Raw genomic sequence first — 16,834 nt, forward strand, 5'->3', positions numbered from 1 at the left:
ATGACGCAGCCTCTTCTCAGTATTGATAACCTGTCGATTGCCTTCTCGAAGCAGGGCGAGACGCGGACCGTAGTCACTGACCTGTCGCTGCAGATCCAGCGCGGTGAAACTCTGGCGCTGGTGGGTGAATCCGGCTCAGGCAAGAGCGTTTCGGCGCTCTCCATCCTGCGTCTGCTGCCTTCTCCGCCGGTGAGCTACCCGCAAGGGGATATTCTGTTTCACGGCACTTCGCTGCTGCACGCGGATGAGCAAACCCTGCGCGGGATCCGCGGCAATAAAATCGCCATGATCTTCCAGGAGCCGATGGTCTCTCTCAACCCGCTGCATACCCTGGAAAAACAGCTCTATGAAGTGCTCTCTCTGCACCGGGGCATGCGCAAAGAGGCCGCGCGGGGCGAAATTCTGGATTGTCTGGAACGGACAGGCATACGCAACGCGGCCAAACGGCTGAATGATTTTCCGCACCAGCTCTCCGGCGGCGAACGCCAGCGGGTGATGATCGCCATGGCCCTGCTCACCCGGCCAGAGCTGCTGATTGCCGACGAGCCGACGACGGCGCTGGACGTAACAGTGCAGGCGCAAATTCTGACGCTGCTGCGGGAGCTGCGTGACGAGCTGAACATGAGCCTGCTGTTTATCACGCACAACCTGAGCATCGTGAAAAAGCTGGCCGACAGCGTTGCGGTAATGCAAAACGGACGCTGCGTTGAACAGAATATCGCATCCACGCTGCTGAACGCCCCGCAGCACCCCTATACGCAGCGCCTGCTCGACAGCGAGCCTTCCGGCGACCCGGTGCCACTCACGGCAGACAGCACACCGCTGCTGCGCGTTGATGATTTATCCGTCTCGTTCCCGATCCGCAAAGGCATTCTGCGGCGCATCGTCGACCAGAATCCGGTCCTGAAAAATATCCGCTTCTCGCTGCGTCCGGGTGAATCCCTGGGGCTGGTAGGCGAATCCGGTTCGGGTAAAAGCACTACCGGTCTGGCGCTGCTGCGCTTAATTGCCTCAGAGGGCGAGATCCTGTTTGACGATATGCCGCTGCACCGCTGGAACCGCCGCCAGATGCTGCCCGTGCGGCCCCGCATGCAGGTGGTGTTTCAGGATCCCAACTCCTCGCTTAACCCGCGCCTCAGCGTATTGCAGATTATCGAAGAGGGCCTGCGCGTTCATCAGCCTGAGCTGAGCGCGCAGCAGCGGGAACAGGAGGTGATGCGGGTCATGGCTGAAGTGGGCTTAGATCCCGAGACCCGCCACCGCTACCCTGCGGAATTTTCCGGCGGACAGCGCCAGCGCATCGCCATTGCCCGCGCGCTGATCCTGAAACCGGAGCTGATTATTCTGGATGAACCAACCTCGTCCCTGGACAGAACCGTACAGGCGCAGATCCTGGCGCTGCTGAAAGGGCTACAGGAAAAGCACCGGCTGGCCTATATCTTTATCAGCCACGATCTACAGGTGGTTCGGGCGCTGTGCCATCAGGTGATTGTGCTACGACAGGGTGAGGTGGTCGAACAGGGGGATTGCCAGCGCGTATTTACTGCGCCAACGCAGAGCTACACGCGCCAGCTGCTCGCGGCAGACTAGCGCTTAAAACGGATACTGGCCGGAGAAAGGCTCAGCAATTGCAACGCCAAAGTTTTTCAGACGGCAGGTCGCGGCGAATTCGTCCTGGCTTTTCACAAACAGGCACGGCTCCCCTTCGCACTCCAGTACGGAGCTGTCCACTTCGATATCCGTCAAAGCCTGGCTGAGACGCTCCATCACCCGCCACGCATTTTCATCGCTCGGGCTCAGCAGCTTGAGCGCAACCAGGCAATTCTCACAGCCCGCGACGCTTTGCGGAATCGGTTCAACTTTCGAACCTGCAAAACCCGCCGACCAGCGGTAGCTCTGGGGCAAGCGATGGACAATGGAGAGTTGTAATGTATTCACGTTCGTTCCCCGGAAGCAAAATTTACTTCACAATTTATTTACATTTATAGTAACACATCATCGCCAACCTGCACTATTCAGCGCTTTTTTATCGGTATCGAGGCTCGCGTCGGCGCTATATGTACCCGTTTCTGCGATCTAACTCAACCTTTTTGAATACAATGATGTGACTTTTTACATAAATAGATTTTACATAAAATAAACAAACACGGGATAAACGAACGCGGGTTTGGTTGATGTGTATCAACAAAAAAGGCCCTTCCGGGCCTTCTCTGTGGTTAGCGAGCCGCTTTTCGCGGCCGACTGGCGTAAAGACAGAAGAGAACGGAGCTGGTTGCGCAAAATGCCATCGCCCACAGCATGGGCCAGGCCGTGCTGAAGGTTGCCATAGACAGTAACGCCCCGACGATGGCACCAATCCCGAAGCGGAAGGTTCCCGCCAATGACGATGCGGTCCCCGCCATGTGCGGGAACTCATCGAGGATCACCGCCATCGCATTGGACGAGATCATCGACACGCAGCCGACAAACGCCGCCACGCCGATCACCAGCGCCCAGAACCCCACGCCCAGGAACGCGCTCACCACCAGCCAGACCGCCATCACAAACTGGATCCACAGCCCGGCGCGGAACATGTTCAGCGCGCCCACCCGCCGGACAAAGCGGCTGTTAATGATGGTCAGGACAAACAGGAAGACGATATTGAGCGCAAAATAATAGCCAAAGTGCTGTGGCGAAACGTGGTTCAGTTCGATATAGACAAACGGCCCGGCGCTCAGGAAGGAGAACATTCCGGCAAAGCTGAACCCGCTCGCCAGCATGTAGCTCAGCACCCGCTTGTGGCGAAACAGCGAGGCAAAGTTACCTATCGTGGTTCGAATATGAAATTTCTGGCGGCGCTCGACGGGCAGCGTTTCATCAATAAAGAAGAAAATCATCGCCGAAGCCAGCAGTGCGGCCAGGGCCAGGATCCAGAAAATCGCATGCCAGCTAAACCACACCAGCACCGCACCACCGGCCATCGGGGCCACCAGCGGCGCAATCGTCGTCACCAGCATGACAAACGACATCATGCGGGAGAACTCTTCTTTCGGGTAGATATCGCGCATCAGGGCGTTGATCACCACGCTCGCAGCGGCAGCGGCCAGCCCGTGCAGGAAGCGCATGGCGATCAGCTGATCGATACTCTGCGCCAGCGCACAGGCGACCGCAGCGGCCGCAAAGACCAGCGTCCCGCCCAGAATCACCGGTTTGCGCCCAAGGCTGTCGGCCATTGGGCCGTATAAAAGCTGTCCGAGAGCGAAACCGAGAATATAGGTGCTGAGCGTCATCTGAGCGCTGCCTGCCGGTACGCCAAACTGCGCGGAAATCACCGGCAGCGCAGGCAGATACATGTCGATAGACAGCGGCATCAGCATCGCCAGCAGGCCAAGAATGAAGACAATTTTGAACGACGAGTGTGGCCTGGTGGTCACAGAGTTCTCCTGAAATTAATGCGAAGGCAGACCGACGCTGGCAATCTCTTCTTCCGTTAACGGACGGTATTCGCCTGGCGCAAGGTCGGGATCGAGCGCGATCGCACCGATGCGTTCACGGTGCAGGCCCACAACGTGGTTCCCCACCGCGGCAAACATACGTTTAACCTGATGGTAACGCCCTTCGCTGATGGTCAGACGGACCTCCGTCGGGGTGATGACTTCAAGCACCGCCGGTTTAGTCAGATCTTTTTCATTATGCAGCTGCACGCCTTTCGCGAAGTGCTCTGCCGTGTCATCAGCAACCGGCGACTCCAGCGTGACCAGATAGGTTTTCTCACAGTGGTGACGCGGGGAAGTAATGCGATGCGACCACTGCCCGTCGTCGGTCATCAGCACCAGACCGGTGGTGTCGATATCGAGGCGACCCGCAGCGTGCAGCTTGTGCGCCACCGGTTCGTCGAGGAAATAGAGCACCGTCGGATGATCCGGATCGTCCGTTGAGCAGACGTAGCCTTCCGGCTTGTTGAGCATGAAATAGCGCGGACCGTGCTGCTGGGTCAGCGGATTGCCGTCGTACTCCACCTGATGGTCAGGTTGCAGTTTGAACGCGCTGTCTCTCACAATGTCGCCATCCACGGTAACGCGGCTGGCGCGTATCTCGCGCCCGGCAATAGCGCGGCTTACGCCAAGTTGCTGAGCGATAAACTTATCAAGTCGCATGAAATCTTTTTAGCCTTAATGGTGCTGGAAGTCGGACCGTGCGTCCGAAAAAGAAGCAGTCTGGAACGGTTCAGTATAATGGTCTGGTTGCGCCACTCAAGGGAAAAAGTTTCGTGGCATACTATATGCGGATTAACGAAACCGAGACCCCATGACTTTTACACTTCGTCCCTATCAGCAGGAAGCCGTTGACGCGACCCTCGCCTGGTTCCGTAAACACCGGGAGCCGGCGGCCATTGTCCTCCCGACCGGTGCAGGCAAGAGCCTGGTTATTGCCGAGCTGGCCCGCCTGGCGCGCGGTCGCGTGCTGGTGCTGGCGCACGTCAAAGAGCTGGTAGCGCAAAACCATGCTAAGTATTGTGCGCTGGGGCTGGAAGCCGATATTTTCGCGGCCGGTCTAAAGCGCAAAGAGAGCCACGGCAAAGTGGTTTTTGGCAGCGTACAGTCCGTGGCCCGCAACCTGGATCTGTTCCGCAGCGAGTTTTCGCTGCTGATTGTCGACGAGTGTCACCGCATCAGCGATGACGACGACAGCCAGTATCAGCAAATCCTCACTCACCTGAAAGAGGTGAACCCTCACTTACGCCTGCTCGGCCTGACGGCAACCCCGTTTCGCCTGGGCAAAGGCTGGATCTATCGCTTTCATTATCACGGCATGGTGCGCGGCGACGAGAAAGCGCTGTTCAGCGACTGTATCTATGAACTTCCGCTGCGCTACATGATTAAGCACGGCTACCTGACGCCGCCCGAGCGGCTGGATATGCCGGTGGTGCAGTATGATTTCAGCCGGTTACAGGCGCAGAGCAACGGCTTGTTCAGCGAAGCTGACCTCAATCAGGAGCTGAAAAAGCAGAAGCGCATAACTCCGCATATCATTAGCCAGATCGAAGAATTTGCGCAGACGCGCAAAGGGGTAATGATTTTCGCCGCCACCGTTGAGCACGCTCGCGAAATTACCGGATTGCTGCCCGCAAACGACGCGGCGCTGATCACCGGCGAAACGCCCGGTCCGGAGCGCGACAGGCTGATTGAAGCCTTCAAAGCGCAGCAGTTCCGTTATCTGGTCAACGTTTCTGTCTTGACTACCGGTTTCGATGCACCGCACGTCGATCTAATCGCCATTCTGCGCCCAACCGAATCCGTCAGCCTGTATCAGCAGATTGTCGGCCGTGGCCTGCGCCTGGCGCCGGGCAAAACCGACTGTCTGATCCTCGATTACGCGGGTAACCCGCACGATCTCTACTCCCCCGAAGTGGGCACGCCGAAAGGCAAAAGCGACAACGTGCCGGTGCAGGTGTTTTGCCCGGCCTGCGGCTTTGCCAACACATTCTGGGGAAAAACCACCGCCGACGGCACGTTGATTGAACACTTTGGCCGCCGCTGTCAGGGCTGGTTTGAAGATGATGAGGGACATCGCGAGCAGTGCGATTTCCGCTTCCGCTTCAAAAACTGCCCGCAGTGCAACGCCGAAAATGACATCGCCGCCCGCCGCTGCCGCGAGTGCGACACGGTGCTGGTCGACCCGGACGACATGCTGAAAGCGGCACTGAAGCTGAAAGATGCGCTGGTGCTGCGCTGCTCCGGCATGGCGCTGCAGCCCGGCGCGGATGAAAAAGGCGAATGGCTGAAAATCACCTATTACGACGAGGATGGCGCTGACGTCAGCGAACGGTTCAGGGTTCAGACGCCTGCCCAGCGCACGGCATTTGAGCAGCTGTTTATCCGCCCGCATACCCGTACGCCTGGCGTGCCGCTGCGCTGGATAACCGTAGCGGATATCGTTCATCAGCAGGTGCTGCTGCGCCACCCCGACTTCGTAGTCGCCCGCAAGAAAGGCCAGTTCTGGCAGGTTCGCGAGAAGATCTTTGACTATGAAGGCCGCTATCGTCGGGCAAATGAATTGCGCGGTTAGCGGACTTTTCATTGATGTGAGCGGCATTTGAGTATAAAATGCCGCCCGCTTCACATCCGTGAGGCAGAACACTCACCTGCTGCTGGGTCGCCTGTAGTAGGGTTTTAAATACAGAGAGAAATCAATGTTCACTATCGAAGCAGAAGTACGTAACGTGCAGGGTAAGGGTGCGAGCCGCCGCCTGCGTACCGCTAACAAGTTCCCGGCTATCGTTTACGGTGGCGAAGCTGCTCCAGTTGCTATCGAACTGGATCACGACAAAGTATGGAACATGCAGAACAAAGCTGAGTTCTACAGCGAAGTTCTGACCATCGTTGTTGGCGGTAAAGAAGAAAAAGTGAAAGTTCAGGCTGTTCAGCGTCACGCGTTCAAGCCAAAACTGACTCACATCGACTTCGTTCGCGCGTAATCGCAAACCAGTCGAAAAAAACCCCGCAGCTGCGGGGTTTTTTTATGCCTGTTATTTACCGCCAGAGGTGCGGCGCTGAAGCTGATCGCGCAGGTTCGGCGGCGTGCCTTTGATGGTCAGGGTGTCGGTGGCCGGATCCCAGAAAATGCGTTCACCTAACAGCATGGCGTCAAAGTTGAGGGTTAACCCACCGCCGCTGCCGGCAAATTTGGTTAACTGGCGCAGCGTGCTGCGATCCGCCGGGAAGCTCTCCTCAAGCTCATAGCCTTTCTCAGCGGTGAATTCCTGGAAGCTCACTTCGCTGACGCCAGCCAGCTCTTTTGACAGGGACTCCAGCTCAATCTCTTCCCCCGCCTGCAGCTGCTCGTTGCAGTAGCTGTAAACCTGCTGACGTACGGTCTGGCGTTCAGATTTATCGAGCTGCGCTTCAGCCGTGAAGTCATCAACAGCCTGCAGCAGCCCTTTGTTCTGCGCTTTGGCGTTCAGGCCTTCACTGGCACCGAGGAAGTCCATAAAGAAATCCGCTACTTTACGGCCCACGCGCCCCTTCAGGAAGGTCAGGTAGCGGGTCGACTCCGGGTTGGTTTCCCACTCGGTCAAATCAATACGCGCCACAATATCCGCATGGTTGATATCCAGATAGTGCGTTGAGCTGATGTCCAGTTGCTCGTTCACGCGCATGCTGCTTAAGTTATTCAGCACGCTGACCAGCAGGTATTCGACCGCCAGATAACGATAGTGGCAGAACAGGACGATGCCGCCGTCGGCAAACGGATATTTCGCCAGCTCGTCGCGCAGACGCCCGGTTGCGGCGCGGCTAAACGCCAGGAAATCCTCTTCGCCCTGACGCTGCAGACGCAGGCTATCGGCCAGCTCACTCTCTTCGCTGAACAGACCATAGGCTTTATTTTTGGCGCTGTAAACGCGATGCAGCTCTGCCATCATTTCCACAACGGTTGCCGTGGGTTCCAGTAACGAATCGCGTAGCACCACTTCAAGGGTTTGCTCATCACGCTTGATAAGCTGGTGCAAGGCAATCTGGTTGATTTCCAGACTCATGATAAACTCTCCTTTTAGACCGGGCGGTATTCAACCACCACCAGGACATGTGTGCAACAACAGATAAAAAAGGGGAAAAAAAGCTGTTGCTACGGTAATATGTTGCCCTTTCATCAACAAACTGATTTTGATTTATGCCACAACATTCCCGCTACAGTGATGAACACGTTGAACAACTGCTCAGTGAGCTGGTCAACGTACTGGAAAAACATAAAACGCCGACCGATCTCTCCCTGATGGTTTTGGGAAATATGGTCACCAACCTTATCAACACCAGCGTTGCTCCGGCTCAGCGTCAGGCGATCGCCAACTCTTTCGCCCAGGCATTACAGTCATCCGTCAGCAACGACCAGGCCCATTAAGGGAAACGAACAACAGTTTATGGTGACGAATCGTCAGCGCTACCGTGAAAAAGTCTCCCAGATGGTCAGCTGGGGACACTGGTTTGCCCTGTTCAACATTCTGCTAGCGACGGTAATTGGCTGTCGTTATCTGTTTGTCGCAGACTGGCCTACAACGCTAACCGGGCGTGTCTACTCCTGGATAAGCGTTGTCGGCCACTTTAGCTTTTTGGTATTCGCCACCTATCTGCTGATCCTGTTTCCTCTGACGTTTATCGTCATGTCGCAGCGCCTGATGCGGTTCTTGTCCGCCATCCTTGCGACGGTGGGGATGACGCTGCTGCTTATCGACAGTGAAGTGTTCACCCGCTTCCACCTGCATCTCAACCCTATTGTCTGGGAACTGGTGATAAACCCGGACCAGAACGAAACGGCCCGTGACTGGCAGCTGATGTTCATCAGCGTCCCGGTGATCCTGTTGATTGAGATGCTGTTTGCCACCTGGAGCTGGCAAAAGCTCCGCAGCCTGACCCGACGCCGCCATTACGCGAAGCCTGTGGCCGCGCTCTTTTTCGTCTCATTTATCAGTTCGCACATTATGTATATCTGGGCGGATGCGAACTTCTATCGCCCTATTACCATGCAGCGCGCTAACCTGCCGCTCTCTTATCCAATGACGGCCCGTCGTTTCCTTGAGAAGCACGGCCTGCTCGATGCCCAGGAGTATCAGCGCCGTCTGGTCGAACAGGGTAATCCGGAAGCGGTTAGCGTGCAGTATCCACTGAGCGATCTGCGCTATCGCGATATGGGACGCGGGCAAAACGTCCTGCTGATCACCGTTGATGGCCTGAACTATTCCCGTTACGAGAAGCAGATGCCTGCGCTGGCCGATTTCGCGAGTCAAAACGTGTCGTTTACCCAGCATATGAGCTCCGGTAACTCAACCGATGCGGGTATCTTTGGCCTGTTCTATGGCATTTCTGCCGGATATATGGACGGCGTGCTGTCTGCGCGCATTCCTGCGGCGCTGATCACCGGGCTTAATCAGCAGGGCTATCAGTTAGGGCTGTTCTCATCGGACGGCTTCAACAGTTCACTGTACCGCCAGGCGCTGCTCTCTGATTTCTCCCTGCCTGCCGCGCAGAGCCAGTCTGATGCCCAGACCGCAAACCAGTGGATAAACTGGCTGCAGCGCTACGCGCAGGAAGATAACCGCTGGTTCTCGTGGGTGGCCTTTAACGGCACAACGCTTAACGACAGCAACCAGGCAGGCTTTGCGCGCCGCTACGGCCGTGCGGCCGGCGATGTTGACGCACAGATTGGCCGCGTGCTTGACGCGCTACGTGAATCAGGAAAGCTTGATAACACCGTCGTGATTGTGACCGCGGGGCATGGGGTACCGTTAGGCGACGAGACGAAGAGCATGAGCTGGTCACGTCCGAACCTGCACGTTCCGCTGGTGATCCACTGGCCGGGAACGCCGGCGCAGCGCATCAATATGCTCACAGAACATAAAGACGTCATGACGACCCTGATGCAGCGCCTGCTGCACGTCAGCACGCCAGCAAACGAGTATTCTCAGGGGCAGGATCTCTTCAGCGCGGTACGACGTCATAACTGGGTGACGGCAGCAGACCGTAACACGCTGGTGGTGACCACGCCGAAGCTGACGCTGGTGCTGAACAGCAACGGGAACTATCAGACCTATAATCTGCAGGGTGAACGGCTGAAGGACCAGAAGCCGCAGCTGAGTCTGCTGCTGCAGGTTCTGACGGATGAGAAGCGTTTTATCGCTAACTGATTAATTATAAACCAGTTAGCGACAGATTCCCTTGCATTCGAAACGGAATCGAGTAGTATCTTTTTATGCGTCGGCACGTAGCGCAGCCTGGTAGCGCACCGTCATGGGGTGTCGGGGGTCGGAGGTTCAAATCCTCTCGTGCCGACCAAAAACATATTGAAAACCAGCCACTTATGGCTGGTTTTTTATTTCGCCTCGTCCGGTGTTTTACCCAGATAGATCAGAGTCGCCAGACAAATCACCGCTCCGGCGCAAAACGTATACGATGCTCCAAAGGTTTCCCAGATTGCCCCGGCTCCCAGGCTGGCGATTAACAATCCCGCGCCGCTGACCAGGCTAAATATACCGAACGCCGTACCGCGCAGATCCGCAGGAGCCGTTTTCGCAACCATTGCCGCCAGTAGCCCCTGCGTCATCCCCATATGAACACCCCACAGCGCGACGCCTAACACAATGCCCGTCCAGTGGGTGCTAAGCGCCAGCACAATGTCTGCCCCAATCAGAACCACCAGCCCCCACTGCAGCAGCCGGGTGTGGCTCATCGTGTCGGACAACTTGCCAAACGGATATGCCGAGAGAAAATAAAGCAGATTCATGGCCACCATCACCAGCGGGATCAGCGCCAGCGGCACCCCCGTCTGCTGTGCGCGAAGCACGAGAAATGCTTCACTGAAACGCGCGAGCGTGAAGATGGCACCCAGGCCAATAACCCACCAGCAGCCTTTCCCGAGGCGCCTGAGGTTCTCTTTTTTGATGGGATTTGTTCGCTTATGTTCGACAGGGGTTTTCGGCTCATGCAGACCGAAAAAAAGCAGTGCAACGGCGAGGACGCCGGGGAACACCGCCACCCAAAAAATAGTGCGAAAATCACCATTCCACAGCAGCATTAAGCCGACGGCCAGCAGCGGCCCGAGAAATGCGCCGATAGTGTCCATCGACTGACGCAGACCAAAGGCCGCGCCGCGAAGTTCCGGCGGCGTAACGTCAGCGACCAGCGCATCACGCGGCGCCCCCCGGATCCCCTTCCCTACCCGGTCAATCAAGCGTGCCCCAAGAATCATGCCGGAGGAAGAGGCTATAGCGAACAACGGCTTACTCACCGCGCCAAGACCGTATCCCAGTACCGCCAGCCCTTTACGCTTGCCCAGGTAGTCACTGATTGCCCCGGAAAAAACTTTGATAAACAGCGCGGTGGCTTCAGCCAGGCCTTCAATCAAACCAATAAAAAGCACGCTGGCACCCAGCGTTGTGACCATAAACAACGGGAGCAGACTGTGAATGATCTCAGAGGAGATATCCATCAACATACTGACCCCACCCACAACCCAGACGCCTTTCGGGATCCGGCTGAGCGTTGCAAACCGGGATAACATTGAGCCTCTCCTGCTTTATGGCGAACAAGCTTATGCGGAACAGAATATCCTGGAAAAGAGAATAAAAATTATCAGGCATAAAAAAAGCCAGCCCGCAGGCTGGCTTCTTATAGCAGATAAATGCTTAGTGCTTATCACGTCCGCCCAGGAAGAAAATGCCCAGCGGGATGGCCAGCAGAACGGTGAAGACAAGGCTGTAAACGAAGATCATCGCCGACTGCAGCACATACATGCTGGTAGTCCAGGCGGAGAGAGGAATGTTGTACTGTTCGATGACGCCAACAATGGTGGCCCGCCCGACGCACGCGGCAGCAATCATAAACACGACCAGCAGCGCCAGGAGGAACTTGCGGCCTTCAGGTGTTTTCAGTTTTGCACGAACCATCTCTCTTCCCTTTCACAGATGAATAACATAATAGAGGGTCTAAAATAACACGAACGCCCGCCACACTCCACATCAGTACAAACTCCTGCCAAAATGGATAACACCAGGTTTATTACGCTGCACATAATGAAAATGTAAGTAAATCACACTAATCATTCATACGCGTTATGTTAGTCTGTGCAGGACCGTTTTGACATAAAGGAATGACAATGAAAAACGCACCTAAATTTGCCATCGCGCTTCTCGCTGCCGCGAGCGTCAGCACCAGCGCTTTCGCCAGCGACGCCCAAAAAGCGCAGCCGCTGGAAAAAGTTGCCCCCTATCCGCAAGCGGAAAAAGGCATGAAGCGTCAGGTGATTCAGCTGCCGGTTCAGCAGGACGAAGCGAATTACAAAGTGGAACTGTTAATTGGCAAGACGCTGGAAGTAGACTGCAATCAGCACCGTCTTGGCGGTCAGCTGGAAAGCAAAACCCTGGAAGGCTGGGGTTACGACTATTACGTCTTTGATAAAGTCACCTCTCCGGTTTCCACCATGATGGCCTGCCCTGACGGCAAGAAAGAGAAGAAATTTGTGACGGCCTATCTGGGCGACAACAGCCTGCTGCGCTACAACAGCAAGTTGCCGATCGTGGTGTATACGCCTGAAAACGTGGAAGTGAAATATCGCGTCTGGAAGGCAGATGAGACTGTCGGTCAAGCCGTAGTACGTTGAATATAAGTCGGGTGGCGGCTTCGCCTTACCCGACCCCTCTCCCACCGGGAGAGGGAGAAAACACTAAAAACGGTAACGAATGTTACCGTTTTGCTTTTACCTTACAGCGCGATATCCGCAACCGGTTTGTTTTCCGGCTGAGGCTTCAGCTCCGCTTTTGGCGCAGCATCCGCAGCCTGCGGCTTCACGTACTGCAACTGCAATACGCGGCTGGTGTATTCCAGCTCCTGCTCCGTCGCATCCACGTTACCGTTCAGCTTCGTGCCGTACGATGGAATAATGGTTTTCAGCTTCGCCTGCCATTCCGGGCTGGCAACTTTGTCTTTAAACACTTTTTCCATCAGGTGCAGCATGATTGGCGCAGCGGTAGACGCACCCGGTGACGCGCCCAGCAGCGCGGCAATCGTGCCATCCTTATCGCTCACCACTTCGGTACCCAGACGCAGTACGCCGCCCTCTTTCGGATCGCGCTTGATGATCTGCACACGCTGACCCGCCTGCCACAGACGCCAGTCTTCTTTCTTCGCCTGCGGATAGTACTCTTTCAGCGCCTCGAAGCGTTCGTCGTCAGAGAGCATCACCTGGCTGATCAGGTATTTTACCAGGTCGAAGTTATCCAGACCCACGTCCATCATCGGCTTGACGTTAGAGGTGGTGGTTGCGCTCAGCAGATCCCACAGGGAGCCGTTTTTCAGGAACTTTGTGGAGAAGGTCGCGAACGGTCCGAACAGCACCACGCGTTTACCGTCCAGCATACGGGTGTCAATGTGCGGTACGGACATCGGTGGCGCCCCTACGGAAGCCTGACCGTACACTTTTGCCAGATGACGATTCACTACTTCCGGGTTCTCGGATACCAGGAACTGGCCGCCGACCGGGAAGCCCGCGTAGTCGTCAGCTTCAGGAATACCGGACTCCTGCAGCAGCTTCAGCGCCGCGCCGCCCGCACCGATGAAGACAAATTTGGCCTTAATGACGTGCTCGGCTTCATTGTTTTTCAGATCGGCAACCGTCACGCTCCAGCTGTTGTCCGCATTGCGCTTAAAGCCGCGCACTTCGGTGCTGAGCTGCAGGTTGAAGTTCTCTTTTTTCTTCAGGGACGCCACCAGCTGACGGGTAATTTCACCGTAGTTCACGTCGGTCCCGATTTCGGTACGGGTCGCCGCCACTTTTTGGTTTGGATCGCGACCTTCCATGACCAGCGGGGCCCACTCTTTGATCTGCGCGTGGTCTTCGGAGTATTTCATCCCGCGGAACAGGGTGCTCTGCTGCAGCGCAGCGTAACGCGCGCGCAGGAAATTCACGTTCTGCTCGCCCCACACAAAGCTCATGTGCGGTACGGTGTTGATGAAGGAGTGCGGGTCGTGCATCACGCCGCTGTTGACCTGGTGAGACCAGAACTGGCGCGAGATCTGGAATGCTTCGTTGATCTCTACCGCCTTCTCGATACTAATGGAACCGTCCTTTTTCTGCGGCGTATAGTTCAGTTCCATGAGTGCCGAATGCCCGGTACCGGCGTTATTCCAGCCGTTCGAACTCTCCTGCGCCACGCCATCGAGGCGCTCGACCATGGTCATAGACCAGTCCGGCTGCAGTTCCTGCAGATAGGTTCCCAGCGTGGCGCTCATGATACCGCCACCAATTAAAAGGACGTCCGTTTCCTGCTCTTTTGGTGCGTCTGCTTTCGCTGCCATCGAGACGGCGCTGAGCCCAACGGCCAGAGAAAAGAGCATGGCAGTCATTTTTTTCATAATTTATGCCTTAGTGTAAAAGTGCTTGATGCGTGGAAAGTGCAGGTGAAAAAAGCTGCGTGGGCACGGTAACAACTTTTAAATATTGTTTAAAGGTTACGAAATTATTGTAATTGTGAAATTTAATGATGGATTGTTTGTAGGGGATTGCGGGGCGCAGCTGGCAATAGGGGGAATTTATGGCTACTATGCTGCACTTTGTGATCGCGCGCACGGAAGCCTGCCCTAACCAGCGAACTGTTATGTCCTTACCCCATTCTGCTGTATCCCCCGAAGACCGCGTAGCCAACGTACTGCGTTCCCCTAAGCAGCTGACGCGTGAAACGCTGGCGGGCGTTATTACCGCCCTGGCCCTGATCCCGGAAGTGATCTCTTTTTCCGTAGTCGCAGGCGTTGACCCAAAAGTCAGCCTGATCGCCTCCGTAGTGCTGTGCCTTGTTCTCTCCGTGTTGGGAGGTCGTCCGGCGATGGTCACGGCAGCCGCCGGTTCCGTAGCGCTGGTCATTGGCCCAATGGTGCATCAGCACGGCGTACAGTACATTCTTCCCGCCGTGCTGATGGCTGGTGTGATACAAATTCTGTTCGGCGTGCTGGGCATGGCAAGACTCATGCGCTTTATTCCCCAGTCGGTCATGACGGGGTTTGTTAACGCCCTGGGGATTCTGATCTTCTTCGCTCAGGTGCCGCATTTCTGGAGCCGAAGCCCGCTGATTGTGGGCCTTTTCGTGCTGACGCTGCTGATCGTGCTGTGGGTGCCGCGCTATATCAAAAGCATCCCTTCCCCGCTGATTGCGATCGTGCTGTTAACCTTGTTCACCGTTTCAACCGGCCAGGTCCTGCCGACCGTGGGCGATGAAGGCTCCATGAGCGGTGGTTTGCCGGGGTTTACCGAGCTGCTGGTACCGCTTAACGTACAGACGCTGAGCATCATCTGGCCGTGCGCCTTGAGTATTGCCTTCGTCGGTCTGCTGGAATCCCTGCTGACGGCAAAGCTGGTGGATGAACTGACCGTAACGCCATCGAGCAAACGCCGTGAGAGCATCGGGCTGGGCGTCGGCAATATTCTGGCCGGTTTTTACGGCGGCATTGCGGGCTGCGCGATGATCGGACAAACCATCGTTAACGTGGAGATGGGGAAAGGGCGAAGCCGTATTTCAACCCTTGCGGCGGGCATCGTGCTGCTGATCCTGGTGACGGCACTCAGTGAAGTCATGGCGAAAATCCCGATGGCGGTGCTGGCGGGGATTATGGCGATCGTCGCCGTCAAAACCTTCAGCTGGCACAGCCTTCAGCCCGCCACGATAAAAAATGCCCCGATTGCCGAAACGGTGGTGATGCTGGTGACCGTTGCCGCAACGGTTTTAACTGGCAACCTGGCGATTGGCGTACTGGGCGGGATTATCGTCATGGCACTGATCCCCGCCCGGATTAAGCGTCGGGTTAAAGCAGAAAAACCGTTGCCAGCCCAAGAAAAATAAAGAAACCGCCGGTATCGGTGATGGCGGTGATCATCACGCTCGACCCCACCGCGGGGTCGCGCCCCAGTTTGGTCATCGTCAGCGGGATAATAACGCCCATCATCGATGCCACCAGTAAATTCAGCACCATCGCCAGCATCATCACCCCGCCTAAGGCCATATCGTCATACAGCCACCAGGTGATGCCGCCCATAATGCCGCCCCACACCAGGCCGTTGATCAGCGCCACGCCCATCTCCCTGAAGATCAGAAAGGCAAAATTACCGGGCTGAATATTTTCCAGCGCCAGCGCGCGGACGATCATGGTGATGGTCTGGTTTCCGGTGTTGCCGCCAATCCCGGCCACAATCGGCATCAGCGAGGCCAGCGCCACCAGCTGCGAAATGGTGTGTTCAAAGCCGTCAATTACGCGGGAGGCGATAAAGGCGGTACACAGGTTAATAGCCAGCCACGCCCAGCGGGTTTTTACCGCCTTGCCGACGGAGGCATGGACGTCATCTTCGGCGCTGATCCCCCCGAGCGCGCGCAGGTCGTTGTCGGTTTCTTCGTAGACCACATCAACGATCTCATCAATGGTCAGACGCCCCATCAGCTTGCCGACGGAGTCTACGACCGCCGCACTCACAAGGTCATCACGTTCAAAGGTACGCGCCGCTTTTTCCGCGTCGTCTTCCGGGGAGAAGACCATCGGCTCGTTTTCCATCACCTCGCTCACCTTCCGCTGGGTGCTGTTGAGCAGGATGGTTTTCAGCTCCAGCTCGCCGAGCAGGGTTTTGTCCCGCGAGGTAACAAACAGTTTATCGGTGTTATCCGGCATCCTGCCCAGGCGGCGCAGGTAGCGCTGCACGGTACCCAGCGTGACGTCCGGACGTACCGTGATAACGCCAAACTCCATAATCGCGCCAACGCTGTTTTTCTCGTAGTGCATCACCTGGCGCACGCGCGCGCGTTCATCGGCGGGCAGAGACGCCAGCAGGCGACCGGTCAGGTTACGCGGCAGGTGCTGTACAAGGTAAATCTGCTCGTCGATATCCAGGGTTTGCAGGGCGTCGAGGATGTCCCGGTCGCTCATCTCGTCGATCAGGTCGTCCCAGACGTTTTCCGAGGCTTCAAGCAGGACCTGGCCGCGCTCGTGATCCTGCACCAGGCGCCAGAGGGCGTGACGCTCTTCCGAAGGAAGCGCTTCCAGGGTATCCGCCAGATCCGGCGGCGGTAAATGAGCAACCAGCGCACCTACCTCAGCAATATCGTCGGCCAGTGTGCCGACATCATATTGCTCAGCCAGGGTCAGTTTGCCTAATAGCGTAGAAGTGACCGCTTTATCGGTCGTGAGAAGCCAGATGAGTCGCGCACGCTCCTGGTCACGCTGCCTGGCGCTGTTTTTCTTTAATACCGACATCAATCATAAATCCATTAAATGAGTTGGGGTTAAGCATAGCGCGGGGATATGTAAATAAGAATAAACAACGGGGCGAG

The 16,834-nt window shown here is 56.3% G+C and carries 15 protein-coding genes and 1 tRNA gene; 8 read left to right on the top strand and 8 right to left on the bottom strand.

The window, feature by feature from the left end:
- Positions 1 to 1,590 carry a microcin C ABC transporter ATP-binding protein YejF gene (yejF, locus tag ACR42C_RS15505; protein WP_479984303.1) on the top strand — a complete coding sequence of 530 codons (1,590 nt, stop codon included), beginning with the start codon at positions 1 to 3 and terminating at the stop codon, positions 1,588 to 1,590.
- 3 nt (positions 1,591 to 1,593) lie between these two features.
- On the opposite strand, the gene ACR42C_RS15510 is transcribed toward yejF, so the two are convergent.
- From ACR42C_RS15510 to rsuA, 3 genes are all read right to left on the bottom strand, one after another.
- Entirely contained in the window at positions 1,594 to 1,938 is a 345-nt protein-coding gene (locus ACR42C_RS15510; protein ID WP_028013883.1) for a YejG family protein, read from the bottom strand.
- Between the two features lie 278 nt (positions 1,939 to 2,216).
- Positions 2,217 to 3,413, bottom strand: a complete 1,197-nt coding sequence (locus tag ACR42C_RS15515; RefSeq protein WP_163330252.1) for a Bcr/CflA family multidrug efflux MFS transporter — start codon at positions 3,411 to 3,413, stop codon at positions 2,217 to 2,219.
- A 15-nt stretch (positions 3,414 to 3,428) separates the two neighbouring features.
- Positions 3,429 to 4,136, bottom strand: a complete 708-nt coding sequence (rsuA, locus tag ACR42C_RS15520; protein ID WP_116338649.1) for a 16S rRNA pseudouridine(516) synthase RsuA — start codon at positions 4,134 to 4,136, stop codon at positions 3,429 to 3,431.
- Positions 4,137 to 4,287: 151 nt separating this feature from the next.
- Here rsuA and radD point away from each other — a divergent pair, with 151 nt between their 5' ends.
- Together radD and rplY are read left to right on the top strand one after the other, a co-directional pair.
- On the top strand, positions 4,288 to 6,048 hold the full coding sequence (gene radD / locus ACR42C_RS15525) for a DNA repair helicase RadD (RefSeq protein ID WP_316379361.1): 1,761 nt from the start codon (positions 4,288 to 4,290) through the stop codon (positions 6,046 to 6,048).
- A gap of 124 nt (positions 6,049 to 6,172) precedes the next feature.
- Complete coding sequence (gene rplY / locus ACR42C_RS15530; protein WP_061097582.1) at positions 6,173 to 6,457, top strand: 50S ribosomal protein L25; 285 nt, start codon at positions 6,173 to 6,175, stop codon at positions 6,455 to 6,457.
- Positions 6,458 to 6,508: 51 nt separating this feature from the next.
- Here the strand turns inward: rplY and yejK are convergent, their stop codons facing one another.
- A complete protein-coding gene (gene yejK / locus ACR42C_RS15535; RefSeq protein WP_116338645.1) occupies positions 6,509 to 7,516 on the bottom strand; it encodes a nucleoid-associated protein YejK in 1,008 nt (335 codons plus the stop codon).
- Positions 7,517 to 7,650: 134 nt separating this feature from the next.
- On the opposite strand from yejK, the gene ACR42C_RS15540 reads away from it, so the two are divergent.
- The 3 genes from ACR42C_RS15540 to ACR42C_RS15550 all read left to right on the top strand — a co-directional run bounded on the left by ACR42C_RS15540 (position 7,651) and on the right by ACR42C_RS15550 (position 9,806).
- Positions 7,651 to 7,878 (top strand): YejL family protein, encoded by a 228-nt coding sequence (locus tag ACR42C_RS15540; protein WP_163330254.1) that lies wholly within the window; start codon positions 7,651 to 7,653, stop codon positions 7,876 to 7,878.
- 19 nt (positions 7,879 to 7,897) lie between these two features.
- On the top strand, positions 7,898 to 9,658 hold the full coding sequence (gene yejM, locus ACR42C_RS15545) for an LPS biosynthesis-modulating metalloenzyme YejM (RefSeq protein ID WP_316379360.1): 1,761 nt from the start codon (positions 7,898 to 7,900) through the stop codon (positions 9,656 to 9,658).
- 71 nt (positions 9,659 to 9,729) lie between these two features.
- Positions 9,730 to 9,806: transfer RNA gene (locus ACR42C_RS15550), tRNA-Pro, on the top strand.
- Between the two features lie 37 nt (positions 9,807 to 9,843).
- Here ACR42C_RS15550 and ACR42C_RS15555 read toward each other — a convergent pair.
- Both ACR42C_RS15555 and ACR42C_RS15560 read right to left on the bottom strand, forming a co-directional pair.
- A complete protein-coding gene (locus ACR42C_RS15555) occupies positions 9,844 to 11,031 on the bottom strand; it encodes an MFS transporter (RefSeq protein WP_479984304.1) in 1,188 nt (395 codons plus the stop codon).
- A gap of 124 nt (positions 11,032 to 11,155) precedes the next feature.
- Positions 11,156 to 11,416 carry a DUF2534 family protein gene (locus tag ACR42C_RS15560; RefSeq protein ID WP_010433451.1) on the bottom strand — a complete coding sequence of 87 codons (261 nt, stop codon included), beginning with the start codon at positions 11,414 to 11,416 and terminating at the stop codon, positions 11,156 to 11,158.
- Between the two features lie 209 nt (positions 11,417 to 11,625).
- Between ACR42C_RS15560 and eco the strand changes: the two genes are divergently transcribed.
- Entirely contained in the window at positions 11,626 to 12,129 is a 504-nt protein-coding gene (eco, locus tag ACR42C_RS15565; RefSeq protein ID WP_479984305.1) for a serine protease inhibitor ecotin, read from the top strand.
- 101 nt (positions 12,130 to 12,230) lie between these two features.
- Here eco and mqo read toward each other — a convergent pair whose 3' ends face one another.
- Entirely contained in the window at positions 12,231 to 13,880 is a 1,650-nt protein-coding gene (mqo, locus tag ACR42C_RS15570) for a malate dehydrogenase (quinone) (protein ID WP_116338636.1), read from the bottom strand.
- Between the two features lie 188 nt (positions 13,881 to 14,068).
- Here mqo and ACR42C_RS15575 point away from each other — a divergent pair, with 188 nt between their 5' ends.
- The gene (locus tag ACR42C_RS15575; protein ID WP_316379664.1) at positions 14,069 to 15,358 is read left to right on the top strand and encodes a SulP family inorganic anion transporter; all 1,290 of its coding nucleotides are present in this window, start codon (positions 14,069 to 14,071) and stop codon (positions 15,356 to 15,358) included.
- Here ACR42C_RS15575 and mgtE read toward each other — a convergent pair.
- A complete protein-coding gene (mgtE, locus tag ACR42C_RS15580; RefSeq protein ID WP_116338632.1) occupies positions 15,321 to 16,757 on the bottom strand; it encodes a magnesium transporter in 1,437 nt (478 codons plus the stop codon). The genes ACR42C_RS15575 and mgtE overlap by 38 nt on opposite strands.
- Between the last annotated feature and the right edge of the window lie 77 nt (positions 16,758 to 16,834).

Source organism: Enterobacter sp. MG-EB028, assembly GCF_056673305.1.

Bases quoted from the DNA above. Each gene is read 5' to 3' on its own strand.
- yejF (WP_479984303.1), top strand. From the start codon at position 1: ATGACGCAGCCTCTTCTCAGTATTGATAACCTGTCGATTGCCTTCTCG.
- rsuA (WP_116338649.1), bottom strand. From the start codon at position 4,136: ATGCGACTTGATAAGTTTATCGCTCAGCAACTTGGCGTAAGCCGCGCT.
- radD (WP_316379361.1), top strand. From the start codon at position 4,288: ATGACTTTTACACTTCGTCCCTATCAGCAGGAAGCCGTTGACGCGACC.
- rplY (WP_061097582.1), top strand. From the start codon at position 6,173: ATGTTCACTATCGAAGCAGAAGTACGTAACGTGCAGGGTAAGGGTGCG.
- yejK (WP_116338645.1), bottom strand. From the start codon at position 7,516: ATGAGTCTGGAAATCAACCAGATTGCCTTGCACCAGCTTATCAAGCGT.
- ACR42C_RS15540 (WP_163330254.1), top strand. From the start codon at position 7,651: ATGCCACAACATTCCCGCTACAGTGATGAACACGTTGAACAACTGCTC.
- yejM (WP_316379360.1), top strand. From the start codon at position 7,898: ATGGTGACGAATCGTCAGCGCTACCGTGAAAAAGTCTCCCAGATGGTC.
- ACR42C_RS15555 (WP_479984304.1), bottom strand. From the start codon at position 11,031: ATGTTATCCCGGTTTGCAACGCTCAGCCGGATCCCGAAAGGCGTCTGG.
- ACR42C_RS15560 (WP_010433451.1), bottom strand. From the start codon at position 11,416: ATGGTTCGTGCAAAACTGAAAACACCTGAAGGCCGCAAGTTCCTCCTG.
- eco (WP_479984305.1), top strand. From the start codon at position 11,626: ATGAAAAACGCACCTAAATTTGCCATCGCGCTTCTCGCTGCCGCGAGC.
- mqo (WP_116338636.1), bottom strand. From the start codon at position 13,880: ATGAAAAAAATGACTGCCATGCTCTTTTCTCTGGCCGTTGGGCTCAGC.
- ACR42C_RS15575 (WP_316379664.1), top strand. From the start codon at position 14,069: ATGCTGCACTTTGTGATCGCGCGCACGGAAGCCTGCCCTAACCAGCGA.
- mgtE (WP_116338632.1), bottom strand. From the start codon at position 16,757: ATGTCGGTATTAAAGAAAAACAGCGCCAGGCAGCGTGACCAGGAGCGT.